At 60.8% G+C, this 16,526-nt stretch carries 15 protein-coding genes; 9 read left to right on the top strand and 6 right to left on the bottom strand.

Features of this window, described 5'->3' with window-relative positions; genetic code table 11:
• Positions 1-193 precede the first annotated feature (193 nt).
• The 6 genes from gatC (at position 194) to ACHPFG_RS05260 (ending at position 5,418) form a co-directional block, all read left to right on the top strand.
• Positions 194-481, top strand: coding sequence for an Asp-tRNA(Asn)/Glu-tRNA(Gln) amidotransferase subunit GatC (gatC, locus tag ACHPFG_RS05285; protein ID WP_003171764.1), 288 nt, complete (start codon positions 194-196; stop codon positions 479-481).
• Between the two features lie 16 nt (positions 482-497).
• Positions 498-1,949 (top strand): Asp-tRNA(Asn)/Glu-tRNA(Gln) amidotransferase subunit GatA, encoded by a 1,452-nt coding sequence (gatA, locus tag ACHPFG_RS05280; RefSeq protein WP_223012963.1) that lies wholly within the window; start codon positions 498-500, stop codon positions 1,947-1,949.
• 10 nt (positions 1,950-1,959) lie between these two features.
• Positions 1,960-3,405, top strand: coding sequence for an Asp-tRNA(Asn)/Glu-tRNA(Gln) amidotransferase subunit GatB (gene gatB, locus ACHPFG_RS05275; RefSeq protein WP_131698438.1), 1,446 nt, complete (start codon positions 1,960-1,962; stop codon positions 3,403-3,405).
• A 159-nt stretch (positions 3,406-3,564) separates the two neighbouring features.
• A complete protein-coding gene (locus ACHPFG_RS05270; RefSeq protein WP_027604830.1) occupies positions 3,565-3,936 on the top strand; it encodes a septal ring lytic transglycosylase RlpA family protein in 372 nt (123 codons plus the stop codon).
• 58 nt (positions 3,937-3,994) lie between these two features.
• Entirely contained in the window at positions 3,995-5,041 is a 1,047-nt protein-coding gene (locus ACHPFG_RS05265; protein WP_431703441.1) for a calcium/sodium antiporter, read from the top strand.
• On the top strand, positions 5,038-5,418 hold the full coding sequence (locus tag ACHPFG_RS05260) for a carboxymuconolactone decarboxylase family protein (RefSeq protein ID WP_431701764.1): 381 nt from the start codon (positions 5,038-5,040) through the stop codon (positions 5,416-5,418). Before ACHPFG_RS05265 ends, ACHPFG_RS05260 begins: the two co-directional genes overlap by 4 nt.
• Here the strand turns inward: ACHPFG_RS05260 and ACHPFG_RS05255 are convergent.
• The 5 genes from ACHPFG_RS05255 to kdgD form a co-directional block, all read right to left on the bottom strand.
• Positions 5,415-6,356, bottom strand: a complete 942-nt coding sequence (locus tag ACHPFG_RS05255) for an AEC family transporter (protein ID WP_131698440.1) — start codon at positions 6,354-6,356, stop codon at positions 5,415-5,417. The genes ACHPFG_RS05260 and ACHPFG_RS05255 overlap by 4 nt on opposite strands.
• Positions 6,357-6,517: 161 nt before the next feature.
• Positions 6,518-8,071: a galactarate dehydratase gene (gene garD / locus ACHPFG_RS05250; protein WP_431701763.1), complete on the bottom strand. Its 1,554-nt coding sequence runs from the start codon at positions 8,069-8,071 to the stop codon at positions 6,518-6,520.
• An 11-nt stretch (positions 8,072-8,082) separates the two neighbouring features.
• Positions 8,083-9,447, bottom strand: coding sequence for an MFS transporter (locus tag ACHPFG_RS05245; RefSeq protein ID WP_131698442.1), 1,365 nt, complete (start codon positions 9,445-9,447; stop codon positions 8,083-8,085).
• 98 nt (positions 9,448-9,545) lie between these two features.
• On the bottom strand, positions 9,546-10,991 hold the full coding sequence (locus ACHPFG_RS05240) for an aldehyde dehydrogenase family protein (protein WP_027604836.1): 1,446 nt from the start codon (positions 10,989-10,991) through the stop codon (positions 9,546-9,548).
• Positions 10,992-11,045: 54 nt separating this feature from the next.
• A complete protein-coding gene (kdgD, locus tag ACHPFG_RS05235; RefSeq protein ID WP_027604837.1) occupies positions 11,046-11,957 on the bottom strand; it encodes a 5-dehydro-4-deoxyglucarate dehydratase in 912 nt (303 codons plus the stop codon).
• A gap of 242 nt (positions 11,958-12,199) precedes the next feature.
• On the opposite strand from kdgD, the gene ACHPFG_RS05230 reads away from it, so the two are divergent.
• Together ACHPFG_RS05230 and ACHPFG_RS05225 are read left to right on the top strand one after the other, a co-directional pair.
• Positions 12,200-13,354, top strand: coding sequence for a phospholipase (locus ACHPFG_RS05230; RefSeq protein ID WP_431701762.1), 1,155 nt, complete (start codon positions 12,200-12,202; stop codon positions 13,352-13,354).
• A gap of 274 nt (positions 13,355-13,628) precedes the next feature.
• On the top strand, positions 13,629-13,871 hold the full coding sequence (locus ACHPFG_RS05225) for a hypothetical protein (protein WP_431701761.1): 243 nt from the start codon (positions 13,629-13,631) through the stop codon (positions 13,869-13,871).
• A 37-nt stretch (positions 13,872-13,908) separates the two neighbouring features.
• On the opposite strand, the gene ACHPFG_RS05220 is transcribed toward ACHPFG_RS05225, so the two are convergent.
• A complete protein-coding gene (locus tag ACHPFG_RS05220) occupies positions 13,909-14,655 on the bottom strand; it encodes a FadR/GntR family transcriptional regulator (RefSeq protein WP_259242150.1) in 747 nt (248 codons plus the stop codon).
• 278 nt (positions 14,656-14,933) lie between these two features.
• Between ACHPFG_RS05220 and ACHPFG_RS05215 the strand changes: the two genes are divergently transcribed.
• On the top strand, positions 14,934-16,523 hold the full coding sequence (locus ACHPFG_RS05215) for a glucan 1,4-alpha-maltotetraohydrolase domain-containing protein (RefSeq protein ID WP_431701760.1): 1,590 nt from the start codon (positions 14,934-14,936) through the stop codon (positions 16,521-16,523).
• Positions 16,524-16,526 lie beyond the last annotated feature (3 nt).

Raw genomic sequence — 16,526 nt, 5'->3', positions numbered from 1 at the left:
CAACGCGTGGGTAAAAAAGTGCGGCAAACTCTAACAACGACAGGGATTTTGGGCAAGGCGCCAATGTGCTAAATTGGCCGACTTTCTGTGCACCAACCCCCACAATCGCGGCCGTAAGACCGTAGAAATGCGGTAGTGTTCCGACAATCTAACACACGGACAGCCTCCGTTCTGTTTTCCACTGGAGATTCCCATGGCGCTTGAACGCTCCGACGTGGAAAAAATCGCTCATCTGGCCTCGCTTGGCCTGAATGAAGCCGATCTTCCACAGACCACCGCAGCCCTGAACAGCATTCTAGGGCTGGTTGACCAAATGCAGGCCGTGAATACCGACGGCATCGAGCCCCTGGCTCACCCGCTGGAAGCCAGCCAGCGCCTGCGCGCAGACGTCGTGACCGAGCGCAATAATCGCGAGGCCTACCAGTCCATCGCGCCAGCGGTCGAAAACGGCCTGTACCTGGTTCCGAAAGTCATCGACTAAAGGGAAAGAGCCTGCAATGCATCACATGACTCTGGCCGAGATCGCCCGCGGTCTCGCCGACAAAAAGTTTTCTTCCGAAGAGCTGACCAAGACCCTGCTTGCGCGTATCGCCGAGCTGGATCCCAAAGTCAACAGCTTCATCAGCCTCACCGAAGAGCTGGCCCTGAGCCAGGCCAAGGCTGCGGATGTACGCCGCGCCAACGGTGAAAACGGTGCCCTGCTGGGCGCACCTATCGCCCACAAGGATCTGTTCTGCACCCAGGGCATTCGCACCAGTTGCGGCTCGAAGATGCTCGACAACTTCAAGGCGCCCTACGACGCCACCGTGGTCGCCAAGTTGGCCGCTGCCGGGGCCGTGACCCTGGGCAAGACCAACATGGACGAATTCGCCATGGGTTCGGCCAACGAGTCGAGCTACTACGGTGCGGTGAAGAACCCCTGGAACCTGGAACACGTGCCCGGCGGTTCGTCCGGTGGTTCGGCTGCGGCCGTTGCCGCGCGCTTCCTGCCGGCCGCCACGGCCACCGACACCGGCGGCTCGATCCGCCAGCCGGCGGCCTTCACCAACCTCACCGGCCTGAAGCCGACCTACGGTCGCGTTTCCCGTTGGGGCATGATCGCCTACGCCTCCAGCCTCGATCAGGGCGGCACCCTGGCCCGCACGGCCGAAGACTGCGCGATTTTGTTACAAGGCATGGCAGGCTTCGACACGCAGGACTCCACCAGCATCGATGAACCGGTGCCGGACTACAGCGCCAGCCTCAACACTTCGCTCAAGGGCCTGCGCATCGGTGTGCCGAAGGAATACTTCAGCGCCGGTCTCGACCCGCGCATTGCCGAATTGGTGCACAACAGCGTCAAAGAGCTGGAAAAGCTCGGCGCGGTGATCAAGGAAATCAGCCTGCCGAACAACCAGCACGCGATCCCTGCCTACTACGTGATCGCGCCGGCGGAAGCGTCCTCCAACCTGTCGCGTTTCGACGGCGTGCGCTTCGGCTACCGCTGCGAAAACCCGAAGGACCTGACCGACCTGTACAAACGCTCCCGTGGCGAAGGCTTCGGTGCCGAAGTTCAACGCCGGATCATGGTCGGTGCCTACGCCCTGTCCGCCGGCTATTACGACGCGTACTACCTCAAGGCGCAAAAAATCCGTCGCCTGATCAAGAACGACTTCATGGCGGCCTTTGAAGAAGTCGACGTGATCCTCGGTCCAACCACGCCGAACCCGGCCTGGAAGATCGGCGCCAAGACCGGCGACCCGATTGCCGAGTACCTGGAAGACCTCTACACCATCACCGCCAACCTCGCGGGCCTGCCGGGCTTGTCCATGCCTGCCGGTTTCGTCGATGGCCTGCCGGTGGGCGTGCAATTGCTCGCCCCGTATTTCCAGGAAGGCCGCCTGCTCAATGTGGCGCACCAGTACCAGTTGAACACCGACTGGCACACTCGCACCCCTACCGGCTTCTGAGGAGAACACTATGCAATGGGAAGTTGTGATCGGGCTGGAGATTCATACCCAGCTCGCCACCCAATCGAAGATTTTCTCCGGTAGCGCCACCACGTTCGGCTCCGAGCCCAACACCCAGGCCAGCCTGGTAGACCTGGGCATGCCCGGCGTACTGCCGGTGTTGAACCAGGAAGCCGTGCGCATGGCAGTGATGTTCGGCCTGGCGATTGACGCCGAGATCGGCCAGCACAACGTGTTCGCGCGCAAGAACTACTTCTACCCGGACCTGCCCAAGGGCTACCAGATCAGCCAGATGGAATTGCCGATCGTCGGCAAGGGCTACCTGGACATCCCGCTGGAAGACGGCACCATCAAGCGTGTCGGCGTCACCCGTGCGCACCTGGAAGAAGACGCCGGCAAGAGCCTGCACGAAGAATTCAACGGTGCCACCGGTATCGACCTGAACCGTGCCGGCACGCCGCTGCTGGAGATCGTGTCCGAGCCGGACATGCGCAGCGCCAAGGAAGCCGTGGCCTACGTCAAGACGATCCACGCGCTGGTGCGTTACCTGGGTATCTGTGACGGCAACATGGCCGAAGGCTCGCTGCGTTGCGACTGCAACGTGTCGGTGCGTCCAAAAGGCCAGGCCGAGTACGGCACCCGCTGCGAGATCAAGAACGTCAACTCGTTCCGCTTCATCGAAAAAGCGATCAACACCGAAGTGCGTCGCCAGATCGAACTGATCGAGGACGGCGGCAAGGTGATCCAGCAAACGCGCCTGTACGACCCGAACAAAGACGAAACCCGCGCCATGCGCAGCAAAGAGGAAGCCAACGACTATCGTTACTTCCCCGATCCGGACCTGTTGCCGGTAGTGCTGGAGGATTCGTTCCTCAATGACATCCGCGCCACCCTGCCGGAATTGCCGCCGCAAAAACGCGAGCGTTTCCAGGCGCAGTTCGGCCTGTCGGTCTACGATGCCAGCGTGCTGGCTTCGAGCCGTGAGCAAGCCGACTACTTCGAAAAAGTCGTGAGCATTGCCGGTGACGCCAAGCTGGCGGCCAACTGGGTGATGGTCGAGCTGGGCAGCCTGTTGAACAAACAGGGCCTGGAGATCGACGAAGCCCCGGTGAGCGCCGAGCAACTGGGCGGCATGCTGCTGCGCATCAAGGACAACACCATCTCCGGCAAAATCGCCAAGACCGTGTTCGAAGCCATGGCCAACGGTGAAGGCAGCGCCGACGAGATCATCGACAAGCGCGGTCTCAAGCAGGTCACCGACAGCGGCGCTATCTCGGCCGTGCTGGATGAAATGCTGGCGGCCAACGCCGAGCAGGTCGAACAGTACCGTGCGGCAGACGAAGCCAAGCGCGGCAAGATGTTCGGCTTCTTTGTCGGCCAGGCGATGAAAGCCTCCAAAGGCAAGGCCAACCCGCAACAGGTGAACGAACTGCTGAAAAGCAAGCTCGAAGGCTGATTGCGATGAAGGGTCCGGGTGAGAATTCACGCTTAACTCGGACCCCCTGTGGGAGGAGGCTTGCCCCCGATAGCGGAGTATCAGTCACTACTGTTTTGACTGAATCACCACTATCGGGGGCGAGCCCCCTCCCACATTTGTGATGGGGGCACCTTGATAATGAAGCGTCTATTAGGTCTATGGGCCCTGTTCTCACTGCTGGCCGGCTGCGCCAGCGGCCTCATCGACCCCAACGGCTACGACGAAACCGGCACCGCCTCTTATTACGGCGCCAGGCACCATGGCAAAAAAACCGCCAGCGGTGAACCCTTCAACCAGAACGCCCTGACCGCTGCCCACCGGCGACTGCCCTTCGGCACCCAGGTCAAGGTCACCAATCTCGACAACGACAAATCCGTCGTGGTCCGTATCAACGATCGCGGCCCGCATACCCGTGGGCGCTTGATCGATCTATCACGCAAGGCTGCCGAGCAACTGGGTATGCTGAGCAGCGGCACCGCACGCGTTCGCGTGCAAGCCCTGAGCAACTGAAGACGGAGCCCTGGCCATTTTCGGATTAACCACCCTCTCGCCCTGGAGCCTGCTCGAACTGGTCAGCGGCCTGGTGCTGCTGATCATCGGCGCCGAAATTCTGGTGCGCGCCGCCGTGCGCCTGGCCGCCAGCCTCAAGGTGCGGCCGCTGATCATCGGCCTTACGGTCGTCGCGTTCGGCAGCAGCGCGCCACAGATGACCGTCAGCCTGCAGGCCACCCTGGCCGGTAATACCGACATTGCCGTGGGCAGCGTGATCGGCAGCAGCATCTTCAACATCCTCGTGACCCTGGGCCTGTCGGCGCTGATCATCCCCCTGCGCGTCTCGCGACAGCTGGTGCGCGTGGATATTCCGGTGATGATCCTCGCCGGGTTGCTGGTATTTACCCTGGCGGCCAATGAAGAACTGACGCCGGTCGATGGCCTGTTGCTGCTGATTGCCCTGCTGGCCTACCTCGGCGTGCTGCACTACCAGACTCGCCATTCCCGCCGTCCGCGCACCCTGGATACCGTCGCCAGGGCGCCCTGGCTGAGCAGCGTGCTGCTGATGCTGGGCGGGCTGTTGATCCTGGTGCTGGCCGGGCATTTGCTGCTCGGCGCGGCAGTGGATGTGGCGGCGGACCTGGGGTTGTCGGAGCGCATCATCGGCCTGACGCTGATCGGCGTCGGCACCTCCCTGCCATGCCTGGCCACCTCACTGATTGCCGCCCTGCGCGGCCAGCGGGACATTGCCGTGGGCAACGTGATCGGCAGCAACCTGTTCAACCTGCTGGGCGTATTAGGGCTGACCGCGCTGCTCGCGCCCTCGCCGCTGTCGGTCTCGCCCAACGCCCTGGACTTCGACCTGCCGGTGATGCTCGGCGTGGTGGTGCTGTGCCTGCCGGTGTTTTATACCGGCTACCGCGTTACCCGCGTCGAAGGCCTGGTGTTGCTGGGCCTGTACCTGGCGTATGGGCTGCACGTGATGTCATTCACCACCGGCATGCCCCTGGCCAACAAGCTTGAACAACTGATGCTGTATTACGTCCTGCCAGTGCTGGTGGCTTTCCTGTTGTTCAGCACGCTGCGAGCCTGGCGCCGCCAACACAAGAGGGAATCGCAATGACCGATCAGAAAAAGCCCGGGGTTGAAATGCGTCGCCAGGTGATGGGCGATGTGTTCGTCGACCGCGCTCTGGGCAACGCCACCGAGTTCACCCAGCCGCTGCAGGACTTCGTCAACGAACATGCCTGGGGCAGCGTGTGGACCCGCGAAGGCTTGCCGCTGAAGACGCGCAGCCTGATCACCCTGGCCGCCCTCACCGCGCTCAAGTGCCCGCAGGAGCTCAAGGGCCACGTGCGTGGCGCGTTGAACAACGGCTGTACTGTGGAGGAAATTCGCGAGGCGCTGCTGCATTGCGCGGTTTATGCCGGCGTACCGGCGGCGATTGATGCGTTTCGGGCGGCGCAGGAAGTCATCGACACCTATCAGAAAGCAGGCTAGATCCAGCCACCCGCCTGCAACACGAAAATCCCGATATTCGTGGTCACTGCCGCCATCAGCGTGGTGATCACGATAATCGCCGCCGCCAGTTCATGATTGCCCTCGGCCGCCCTGGCCATCACGAAGCTCGCCGCGGCGGTCGGTGCGCCGAAGTACAGGAACAGAATTCCCAACTCCGGCCCGCGAAAGCCCAGCAGCCACGCCCCTAAGGTCGCGACCACCGGCAGCCAGACCATCTTCATCAAGCTCGCGCTCAGCGCCATATTGCCGCTCTTGCGCAACGCCGCCAGGGACAAGGTGCCGCCAATGCAGATCAATGCCAGCGGCAAGGTGGTGTCCGCCAGGTACTGCATGGATTTTTCCAGCCAGCCCGGCAGGCCAATCTGAAAATAGGCGAACGGCGCCGCCACGATGACGCTGATGATCAGCGGGTTGGCCACAACACTTTTGCAGATACTCCACGGGTCGGACTTGATCACCGGGCTGTACACCGCCAGCACAATGGTCGACAGCGTGTTGTAGAACAGGATCACCAGCGCCGCGAGGATCGCGCCGAGGGAGATGCCGTAGTCGCCATACATGCTGGCGGCCAGGGCCAGGCCGATCACCCCGTTATTGCCGCGAAACGCGCCCTGGGTGTAGATGCCCCGGTCTTCACGCTTGCAGCGAAAAATCGCCCAGCCCCAGGCCAGCGCAAAGCTCACCAGCGTGGCAATGGAGAAGTAGATCAGCAAACCCGGCTTGAGCGCCGAGTGCAGGTCGGCGTGGAGGATGCCGAGGAACAGCAACGCCGGCATGGTGACGTTGAACACCAGGGACGAAGCCGTGTGGATAAAGTTGTCGTTGATCCAGTTGATGCGCTTGAGCAGCACACCCAGGAACAGCATGGCGAATACCGGCGCGGTGATGGTAAGGGTGGTGAGGAAGATAGCCAGCATGCCGGGGAGAACCTTGGTGAGCGTCGTCAGGTGGCTAATGATAAGCCATACAGCCCAACGGCGCCTGATAGACCGCTATCGGGGGCAAGCCCCTCCCACAGTTTGAATGGTGAATACCTTCAGTGTGGGAGGGGGCTTGCTCCGATGCAGGCGACTCGGTCTCAGGTAATCGGCGCCGGGTTGAACAAGGTGATGTCGTTATGCAGCTTGTGCTGCTCCGCCCAGGTCTGCTTCTTACCGCTGGCCACGTCCAGATAGAAGTGGAACAACTCCCAGCCCAACTCCTCAATGGTCGCGCGCCCGGTGGCAATGCGCCCGGCGTCGATATCGATGAGGTCCGGCCAGCGCTGCGCCAGCTCCGTACGCGTCGAGACCTTCACCACCGGCGCCATCGCCAGCCCGTAAGGCGTGCCGCGCCCGGTGGTGAACACATGCAGGTTCATCCCCGCCGCCAATTGCAGGGTGCCGCAGACAAAGTCACTGGCCGGCGTCGCGCAAAAGATCAGGCCCTTGCTTTTGAAGCGCTCGCCCGGGCCCAGCACGCCATTGATCGCGCTGCTGCCGGACTTGACGATGGAGCCCAGGGACTTCTCGACAATGTTCGACAACCCGCCCTTCTTGTTGCCCGGTGTGGTGTTGGCACTGCGATCCGCCTCTCCCTTGGCCAGGTAACGGTCGTACCAGTCCATTTCCCTGACCAACTCTTCGGCAACTTCCTTCGTCTCTGCGCGCGAAGTCAGCAGGTAAATGGCATCACGCACTTCGGTGACTTCAGAAAACATCACCGTCGCCCCCGCCCGCAGCAACAAATCCGAGGCATAGCCCAGCGCCGGGTTGGCGGTGATGCCGGAAAACGCATCACTGCCGCCGCACTGCATGCCCAGGATCAGCTCGGACGCCGGCACGGTTTCCCGGCGGCGCTGGTCGAGCTTCTTCAGGCGCACTTCGGCCAGGTCCATGATCTGCTCGATCATCTCGGTAAAACCATGGCTGGAATCCTGCAACCGATACAGCCACGGCTCGCTGAGGTCGACGGAGCTGTCGTTGTCGTGCATCACCTGCCCGGCCTGCAACTTCTCGCAGCCCAGGCTGATCACCAGGGCTTCGCCCCCCAGGTTCGGGTTGCGCGCCAGGTTACGGACGGTACGGATCGGGATGTAGGCATCCGTCGCAGTAATCGCCACCCCGCAGCCGTAGCTGTGGGTCAGCGCCACCACGTCATCGACGTGGGGGTATTTGGGCAGCAATTCGTCCTTGATGCGCTTGACCGCATGGTCCAGCACGCCCGTCACGCACTGCACCGTGGTGGTGATGCCGAGGATATTGCGCGTGCCAACAGTACCGTCGGCGTTGCGATAGCCCTCGAAGGTAAACCCCTCCAACGGTGCCTGGGTTTCAGGCACCTCGGTGGACAGCGGCAAGCTGTCCAGCGGTGGCGCGGTGGGCATGCGCAGTTGATCTTCCTGGACCCAACTGCCGCGCGGAATCGGCGCCAGGGCGTAACCGATGGTCTGGCCGTAGCGAATAATCTGACCGCCTTCGGGGATGTCTTCCAGGGTCACTTTGTGGCTCTGGGGGATGAAATCCACGGTCACCAGGCCGTCCGGGAACTCGGTCCCGGCCGGTACGCCCTGGTCGTTGACCACGATCACCACGTTGTCGCGCTCGTGCAGGCGAATGGAGCGCGGCGAGTCGGCATGTTCAATCAACTGCATCACGGGGCCCCTCAGGAATGCGCTTCGGTTAGGTTGGTCAACTCAGGCCCCTTGCTTGGCGGCTCTTTGAGTACTACACGCTTGATCGGGCCGACGATGACCAGATAGCTGAACACCGCCACCAGTGCGTTGGCGCCGACAAACACCAGGGCCCACTTGAACGAGCCGGTGGTGCTGATGATGTAGCCGATGACAATCGGCGTGGTGATCGACGCGAGGTTACCGAAGGTGTTGAACAAGCCGCCACTGAGACCGGCGATTTGTTTCGGCGAGGTGTCGGATACGACCGCCCAGCCCAGTGCGCCAACGCCTTTGCCGAAGAAGGCCAAAGCCATGAAACCCACCACCATCCATTCAACGTCAACGTAGTTACACGCGATGATGCTACTGGAGACCAGCAGGCCTGCAATGATCGGCGCCTTGCGGGCGAACGTCAGCGAATGGCCTTTGCGCAGCAGATAGTCGGAAATCACCCCGCCCAGCACACCACCGATAAACCCGCAGATCGCCGGCAACGAGGCGATGAAACCGGCCTTGAGAATGGTCATGCCGCGATCCTGCACCAGGTAAACCGGGAACCAGGTCAGGAAGAAGTAGGTGATGCCGTTGATGCAGTACTGGCCCAGGTACACGCCAAGCATCATGCGGTTGGTCAGCAACTGACGGATGTAATCCCACTTCGGACCGTCGGTTTTCTTACCCTTGCCCTTGTCCTGATCCATATCGACCATCGCGCCATTGGCGGCGATGTGATTGAGCTCGGCTTCGTTGATCATCGGGTGCTGGCGCGGGCTGTGGATAACTTTCAACCAGATCAGCGAGAACACGATGCCGATCACGCCCATCACGATAAACACGTGCTGCCAGCCGAAGCTGTAGACGATCCAGCCCATCAACGGCGCGAACAACACGGTGGCGAAATACTGCGCCGAGTTGAAAATCGCCGAAGCCGTACCGCGTTCGGCGGTCGGGAACCAGGCCGCAACAATGCGCGCGTTACCGGGGAAGGACGGCGCCTCAGCCAGGCCCACCATGAAGCGCAGCATGAACAGCGCAACCACTGCGGTGGAGACACCGAACTCACCGACATAGCCTTGCAGCACGGTGAACAGTGACCAAGTGAAGATGCTCAGGGCGTAGACTTTTTTCGAGCCGAATCGGTCCAGCAGCCAGCCGCCGGGGATTTGCCCGGCCACGTAGGCCCAACCGAATGCGGAGAAGATATAACCGAGGGTGACCGCGTCGATACCGAGGTCTTTTTGCAGGCTGGAGCCCGCGATTGCAATGGTAGCCCGGTCGGCGTAGTTGATCGTGGTCACCAGGAACAGCATGAGCAGGATCAAATAGCGGACATGGGTCGGCTTGGTCGCTTGCATGTAGAAGTACTCCCACTAATTATTTTTTTTGCGGGTAATGGTTTTCTGTTTTTGTCGTGGGGACCGGCAGGCCTCCGGCCCCCACTGGGTGTTGCGTATTACGAACCGATGTAGCTGGTTTTCACCACGGTGTAGAACTCCTGCGCATAGCGACCCTGCTCCCGCGAGCCATAGGACGAGCCTTTACGGCCGCCGAATGGAACGTGGTAATCCACACCTGCCGTCGGCAGATTGACCATCACCATCCCCGCCTGGGAATGACGCTTGAAGTGGTTGGCGTACTTCAACGATGTGGTGGCAATGCCCGCCGACAAACCGAACTCGGTGTCGTTGGCCATAGCCAGTGCCGCCTCGTAGTCAGCCACGCGCACAACGTTGGCGACCGGGCCGAAGATCTCTTCACGACTGATACGCATGGCGGCTTCGCTGTCGGCAAACAGCGTCGGCGCCAGGTAGTAGCCTTCGGTGTCACACGTCACCAGGCCGCCACCGCTCACCAGCCGCGCGCCTTCGCTTTGGCCGATGTCGATGTACTTCATGTCCTGGTCCAGTTGGGCCTGGGAAACCACCGGGCCGATGTCGGTGCCGCTTTTCAGCGCGTGGCCGACTTTGATCGACTTCATGCGCTCGGCCATGGCCGCGACGAACTGGTCGTGAATACCGGCGGTGACAATCAGGCGGCTGGACGCCGTGCAACGCTGGCCGGTGGAGTAGAACGCGCTCTGTACCGACAACTCGACGGCCTGCTTGAGGTCGGCGTCGTCGAGAATGATCTGCGGGTTCTTGCCGCCCATTTCCAACTGCACTTTGGCTTGGCGCGATACGCAGCTGACAGCGATCTGACGACCCACACCGACGGAACCGGTGAAGCTGATGCCGTCGACTTTCGGGCTGTTGACCAGCACGTCGCCCACCACACGGCCGCTGCCCATCACCAGGTTGAACACACCGGCAGGGAAACCGGCGCGGGAGATGATCTCCGCCAGGGCCCAGGCGCAGCCCGGTACCAGTTCAGCCGGTTTGATCACCACGCAGTTGCCGTAGGCCAGGGCCGGGGCGATTTTCCAGGCGGGGATGGCGATCGGGAAGTTCCACGGGGTGATCAGGCCGACCACGCCGAGAGCTTCACGGGTGACTTCCACGTTGACGCCCGGGCGTACCGACGGCACGTAGTCGCCGGACAACCGCAGGCATTCACCGGCGAAGAACTTGAAGATGTTACCGGCGCGGGTCACTTCGCCGATGGCTTCCGGCAGGGTCTTGCCTTCTTCACGAGCCAACAGGGTGCCGAGTTCTTCGCGACGGGCGAGGATTTCGCTGCCGACTTTATCCAGGGCATCGTGGCGAGCCTGGATCCCGGAAGTGGACCAGGCTGGGAATGCGGCGCGAGCAGCGTCAATGGCGGCGTTGACCTGGGTGACGTCGGCCTTGGCGTATTCACCGATGACATCGGACAACTCCGACGGGTTGAGGTTGACGCAGTAGTCGGCGCCGGCAACCCATTCACCGTTGATGTAGTTCTCAAAACGCTTTACTTGGGACACGAATCTTCTCCTGACGCAAAAGGCCGCTGATTGCTCAGCGGCCTTGTGGATAATTTATTGCGGACCTTGCTTGTCGATCAGCGCGGCCAGGGCTTCGTATTCTTCCGGCAGCAGATCGGTCAGCGGCGTGCGCACAGGGCCTGCGTCATAGCCGACGATTTTTGCACCCGCCTTGACGATGCTCACGGCATAACCGGCCTTGCGGTTACGGATGTCCAGGTACGGCAGGAAGAAGTCGTCGATGATCTTGGCGACGGTGGCGTGATCATCCTTGGCAATGGCGTGGTAGAAGTCCATCGCGGTTTTCGGGATGAAGTTGAACACCGCCGAGGAGTACACCGGTACGCCCAGGGCCTTGTAGGCAGCGGCGTAAACCTCTGCGGTCGGCAGGCCGCCGAGGTAGCTGAAACGATCGCCCAGACGGCGGCGGATCGACACCATCAACTCGATGTCACCCAAGCCATCTTTGTAGCCGATCAGGTTCGGGCAGCGCTCGGCCAGGCGTTCCAGCAGCGGAGCGGTCAGGCGGCACACGTTGCGGTTGTAGACCACCACACCGATTTTGACCGATTTGCACACGGCTTCAACGTGGGCGGCAACGCCGTCCTGGCTGGCTTCGGTCAGGTAGTGCGGCAGCAGCAGCAGGCCTTTGGCGCCCAGGCGCTCGGCCTCTTGCGCGTACTCGATGGCCTGGCGGGTCGAACCACCGACACCGGCGAGGATCGGCACGCTGGTGGCGCAGGTATCAACGGCGGTCTTTATCACTTGGGAATATTCGCTGGCGGCGAGGGAGAAAAACTCACCGGTGCCGCCCGCTGCGAACAAAGCAGTGGCGCCGTAAGGTGCCAGCCATTCCAGGCGCTTGATATAGCCTGCCTGGTGGAAGTCACCCTGGGCATTGAAATCGGTCACCGGGAAAGACAGCAGACCGTGGGAGAGGATGGACTTCAGTTCTTGTGGATTCATTATTCGAACACCCTGGGCGAAGACTTTCTATTGAAAGGTTGTTGGTTTTGTTGATGTCGTACGTCATCGTACAACTATAAATAATTTCGTCAACTCCAATTCATCGGCGTTGTGCATTTGAGTGAGTTGAACGGCTCAGGCAGCGGTGTTCTTGACGTAGGAAATTATTCCTCTATCCTCGATACAGCTGTATAGATATACAGCAATTAAGGAAAATTCCTACGACATAGCAAGGAGCTAACATGTCAGGTCTTGAACTCGCAGCACCCGAAAAAAAACCGCCTACCCTGCGTTTCGAAGGCAGTGAACACACCGCCATCGGCGACGATACGCTGTTGCGCTTCAGCAAGGACGCCCCGGCAATTCCCGCGCGGCAAGTCGAACTGCATCTGCCTAACGGGCTGGCACTGACCTACGGCCAAGTGATCGCCCTGGGCGGTGACTTTTATGGCATCCCCGGCCAGCCTATCAACGAGGGCACCTCACCTGCCGATCGTGTGCAACGTTTCAGCGCAGCGTTCAACTCACTGGCCGTGCTGCCAGCCGCGCGGGACGAAGCGCCGAAGATCCTGGCGGTGATGCAAAAAGAGATCAGCGCGGTCAACCAGGCGATCAAGGACGGCAAGCAAGCCCATGAAGCCTATGATGCCCTGGGTGATACGTTGTCCGAGGAATGGAACCGCATCACCGGTGGCGGCAGCGCGGTGTCGGCACTGGTCCCATTGGGGCGCTACCTGAAACTGGCGGCGGACAATGCCGACCACTTCGGCGAATCGGCGCTGGCGGCTTACCTGGCAGGGCATGCAGCCGCATTGCAACAGGCCGTGGTGTCGCACCAAACCGGCACCGACCAGGCATTGGAACTGGCCTACGCCATGAACAGCTTTGCCGATCACTTCTTGACCGATCTGTTTTCTGCCGGCCACCTGCGGGTGCCGCGCAAACAGCTGGCAGCGGTCGTCGCACCGGGCGAATTGGGCTCGCTGATCAGCCGTTTCATGCACGATGAAGACAGCAAGTTCGGGCTCAAGGTACGCAATGCCATGGGTGACGAGTGGCATGCCTATGGCGACAAACGCTATTTCGACAGTATCGACGCAGCCAATCGGGCACAGGTCAAACGCGCCGTTCAGGCATCCGCTGATGAGATCTTCGAAACCTTCATCAATGGCGTTGCGCCCTCCCCGGCCAACTTCAAGGCACCGCTGTATGTGCCCGATTTGAACGCGGCACAGAACCCGGCGAATAACTTCTCGCCATTGTTCAAGATGGAGGGCGACAAGGTGCTGCGACGCAAGGAGGTGAATGACCTCAACGACAAGCACTGGACCAATGATTGGTGGGGGTGGAGTACGTATTTGTTGCTCAAGGGTTACAAACCGAATACCCCGGTTTAAGCGGTACCGCCTGTCGATACTGTGATTTCTAACAGTTATGCACCGCTCATCAAGGGCGGATAACACACCTCAGGGGCTTAGGAATTGTCTCCTGAGGCGATTTGTTGCAGCCCTTCTGATGCCTGAAGCCTCAGGCCACCACATCATAGGCCGGCAAGGGAACGGGCCCCAGGAAAATCAGTGCAACTGAACATCAAGGGCCATAACGTTGCGCCAGCTTCGGTCTGTGCTTGATTTTTGCTTCTTTTACTAAGGTTGATGAGAGAGGTGCGTCATGAAAACCACTGATGAAATTTTCGGCCTACTGGCCTCCAGTTTCCAAGCCAATCGGGATAAAAAAGATCAAGACTTTGATCCCGATATGCCTTTGGCCGAGCTGATCGCTGACGAGAACGAAAGGCGTCGTGTGATTGACACGTCCGTGAAGGTGCTTCAGTTGAACCTTCCTGACGACGTGGCGAAGGAAGCGACACTAGACTCGTTAGCGTCCTACATCCAATCAATGCAAGCGTCATAGAAAAACGCTGAACGGCACATGAGCCACCTGCGGCCTATCAGCCTGCCCTTTCAGCCTCTTCGTGAGCATGGCGCAGCCGCTCGCGGCTGTTGGTCAGGTGCAAACGCATCGCCGCCCGCGCCGCATCCGAATCCTGGCGGGCAATCGCCTCATAAATCTCTTCGTGTTCGCGGCTCAGGCGTCCCATGTAGTGCTGGTGGTCATCATGGGCCAGGCGTGCCGAGTTCAGGCGCGTACGCGGAATGATGCTGGTACCCAGGTGGGTCATGATGTCGGTGAAGTAGCGGTTGCCGGTGGACAACGCAATTTCCAGGTGGAATGCGAAGTCCGAGGCCACTGCATCACCGGCGTGCGCCGCGCTTTCATTGAGGGCATCGAGGGCCGCGCGCATGGAGGCCAGCTGTTCATCGCTACGGCGCAGTGCGGCCAGCCCGGCGGATTCCACTTCCAGGCTGATACGCAGTTCGAGAATCGCCAGCACATCACGCAGGGTCACGACGGTGGCCGGGTCGATGCGAAAGCCGCTCGGGCTAGGCGTGTCCAGCACAAAGGTGCCGATACCATGACGGGTTTCCACCTGCCCCGCCGCCTGCAAGCGGGAGATGGCTTCGCGGACCACGGTGCGGCTGACGCCATGGGCGTCCATGATCGCCGATTCGGTGGGCAGCTTGTCGCCACGCTTGAGTTGGCCGTCGCGGATCTGCTCGGACAACACCGTGACCAATTCCTGGGCAAGACTGCGGCGCTTGCGGGGAAGACGAGGGGCGGTGCTGGCGTTTTCCATGTGGAATCATCTATCTCGGCGGACTAAAACAGCATCATAGCCCATGGCGGTTGTACGATCACCGTTTGTACCGCACTTTCATGTACAAGCCGGCAGCTTTCAGCCCCGGCCGTACCTGCCCCCTCGTGCAAAGGGGTTCAAACTCGAACATAACGCGTGGCTACTTCACACCTGAGTCTTAGTACCAAACGATCTCCCGCACCTGGCAATTATGACAGCAGACGGGTTTGCATCCTCGTAGCAGAGTAAAGCCTGTTCCAGCAAACAGGTGGCGGGTGATGAAACGCACAGGCTGGTATTGCACAACGATTGTCTGGCTGCTGGCATGCACCGTCCACGCGGCGCCGCCGACTGTGCGCAATGGAGGTGGCGAAGACATCCTGCTGCAAGGCTTCCACTGGAACTCCAGCCGCAATGCTCCGCAGAAATGGTATGAGGTGCTGACACAAATGGCCCCCACTATCGGCCAGGACGGCTTCACCAAAATCTGGCTGCCTCCCGCCTGGACCGATCAATCCAGTTGGAGCGACGCGGCGTCGGGAACGTCCGGTGGCGGTGAAGGTTACTTCTGGAGCGACTTCGACAAGAACAGCCGATACGGCAGTGACAGCCAGCTCAAACAGGCGGTCGCCGCCTTGGCAGGGGCCGGCGTGCAAGCGATATACGACGTGGTGCCCAACCATATGAACGACAAGCTGCCGAGTCAACAGATACGCTTCCCCAGGGGCCTCAAGCTGTGGCGCGATGACTGCACAACGCCCGTCGTCTGTGATGAAGGCGACGCGTTCATGAGCGGTTCGGCCGACCTCAACACAAGCAACTCGGAAGTCTCGCAGCGCTTCATGCAGGAATTCAGGAACCTGCGGGACAACTACAGCGCCAAAGGCTTGCGCTTCGATTTTGCGCGCGGTTACGCGCCGGAGCGGGTCGATGTGTGGATGAAAAACTTTGGTGACCAAGCGTTCTGCGTCGGCGAGTTGTGGAAAGGCCCCAGCGAGTATCCGGCGAACGACTGGCGCAGTCAGGCCAGTTGGCAGGATGCGTTGAAGGACTGGTCGGATCGGTCCCACTGCAGCGTGTTCGATTTCGCCCTCAAGGAGCGCATGCAAAATGGCAGCTTGGCCGAGTGGCGCCATGGCTTGAATGGCAACCCCGACCCGGCATGGCGACAGGTCGCCGTTACCTTTGTCGATAACCACGACACCGGTTATTCGCCAGGGCAATACGGCGGGCAGCACCATTGGTCCCTTGCCGATCCGCAACGCAATATTGCCTATGCCTATATCCTGCTGAGCCCCGGTACGCCCACTGTGTATTGGCCTGATATGTACGACTGGGGCCGGGGCGACCTGATCCGCAAGCTGATCAGCCTGCGCAAGGACGCCGGTATCAGTGCCGATTCACCGATCAGGTTCCAGACCCACTATTCAGGATTGGTGGCCGCCATCCAAGGCAGCCGCAAGCGCCTACTGATCGCCTTGGACTCCGACCTCTCCAAGGTGCCTGACGGTTTCAGCCCTGCGCTGTTTGCGGACGGGCAGCGCATCCGCTCGTGGCAGGCCGCCCCGGCACCTTCCGACACCACGACCACTTTGCACTGCGACAACGTCAGGCCGGGGCTCGGCCAGGCAGTCTACGCAGTGGGATCGCCTATCGAACTCGGCGCCTGGGACCCGGCCCACGCCATCGCACTGCAACCCGGCACAGCCAATCGCTGGAGCGGTACTGTCGTGTGGCCGACCCAGCAACACATCGAATGGAAATGCCTGATCCGCAGCCTGAGTAATATCAACGAGGTCTACTGGCAAGACGGCCTCAACAATCAGTTCACCACGGGGGCTGCCAGCGAAACAGCGGGGAATTTTTGACAA

It is taken from the genome of Pseudomonas sp. BR20 (genome assembly GCF_050780135.1).
Classification (GTDB): Bacteria; Pseudomonadota; Gammaproteobacteria; order Pseudomonadales; family Pseudomonadaceae; genus Aquipseudomonas.
The sequence above is the reverse complement of the archived record's forward strand: the minus strand, read 5'-3'. Positions and strand labels throughout refer to the sequence as shown.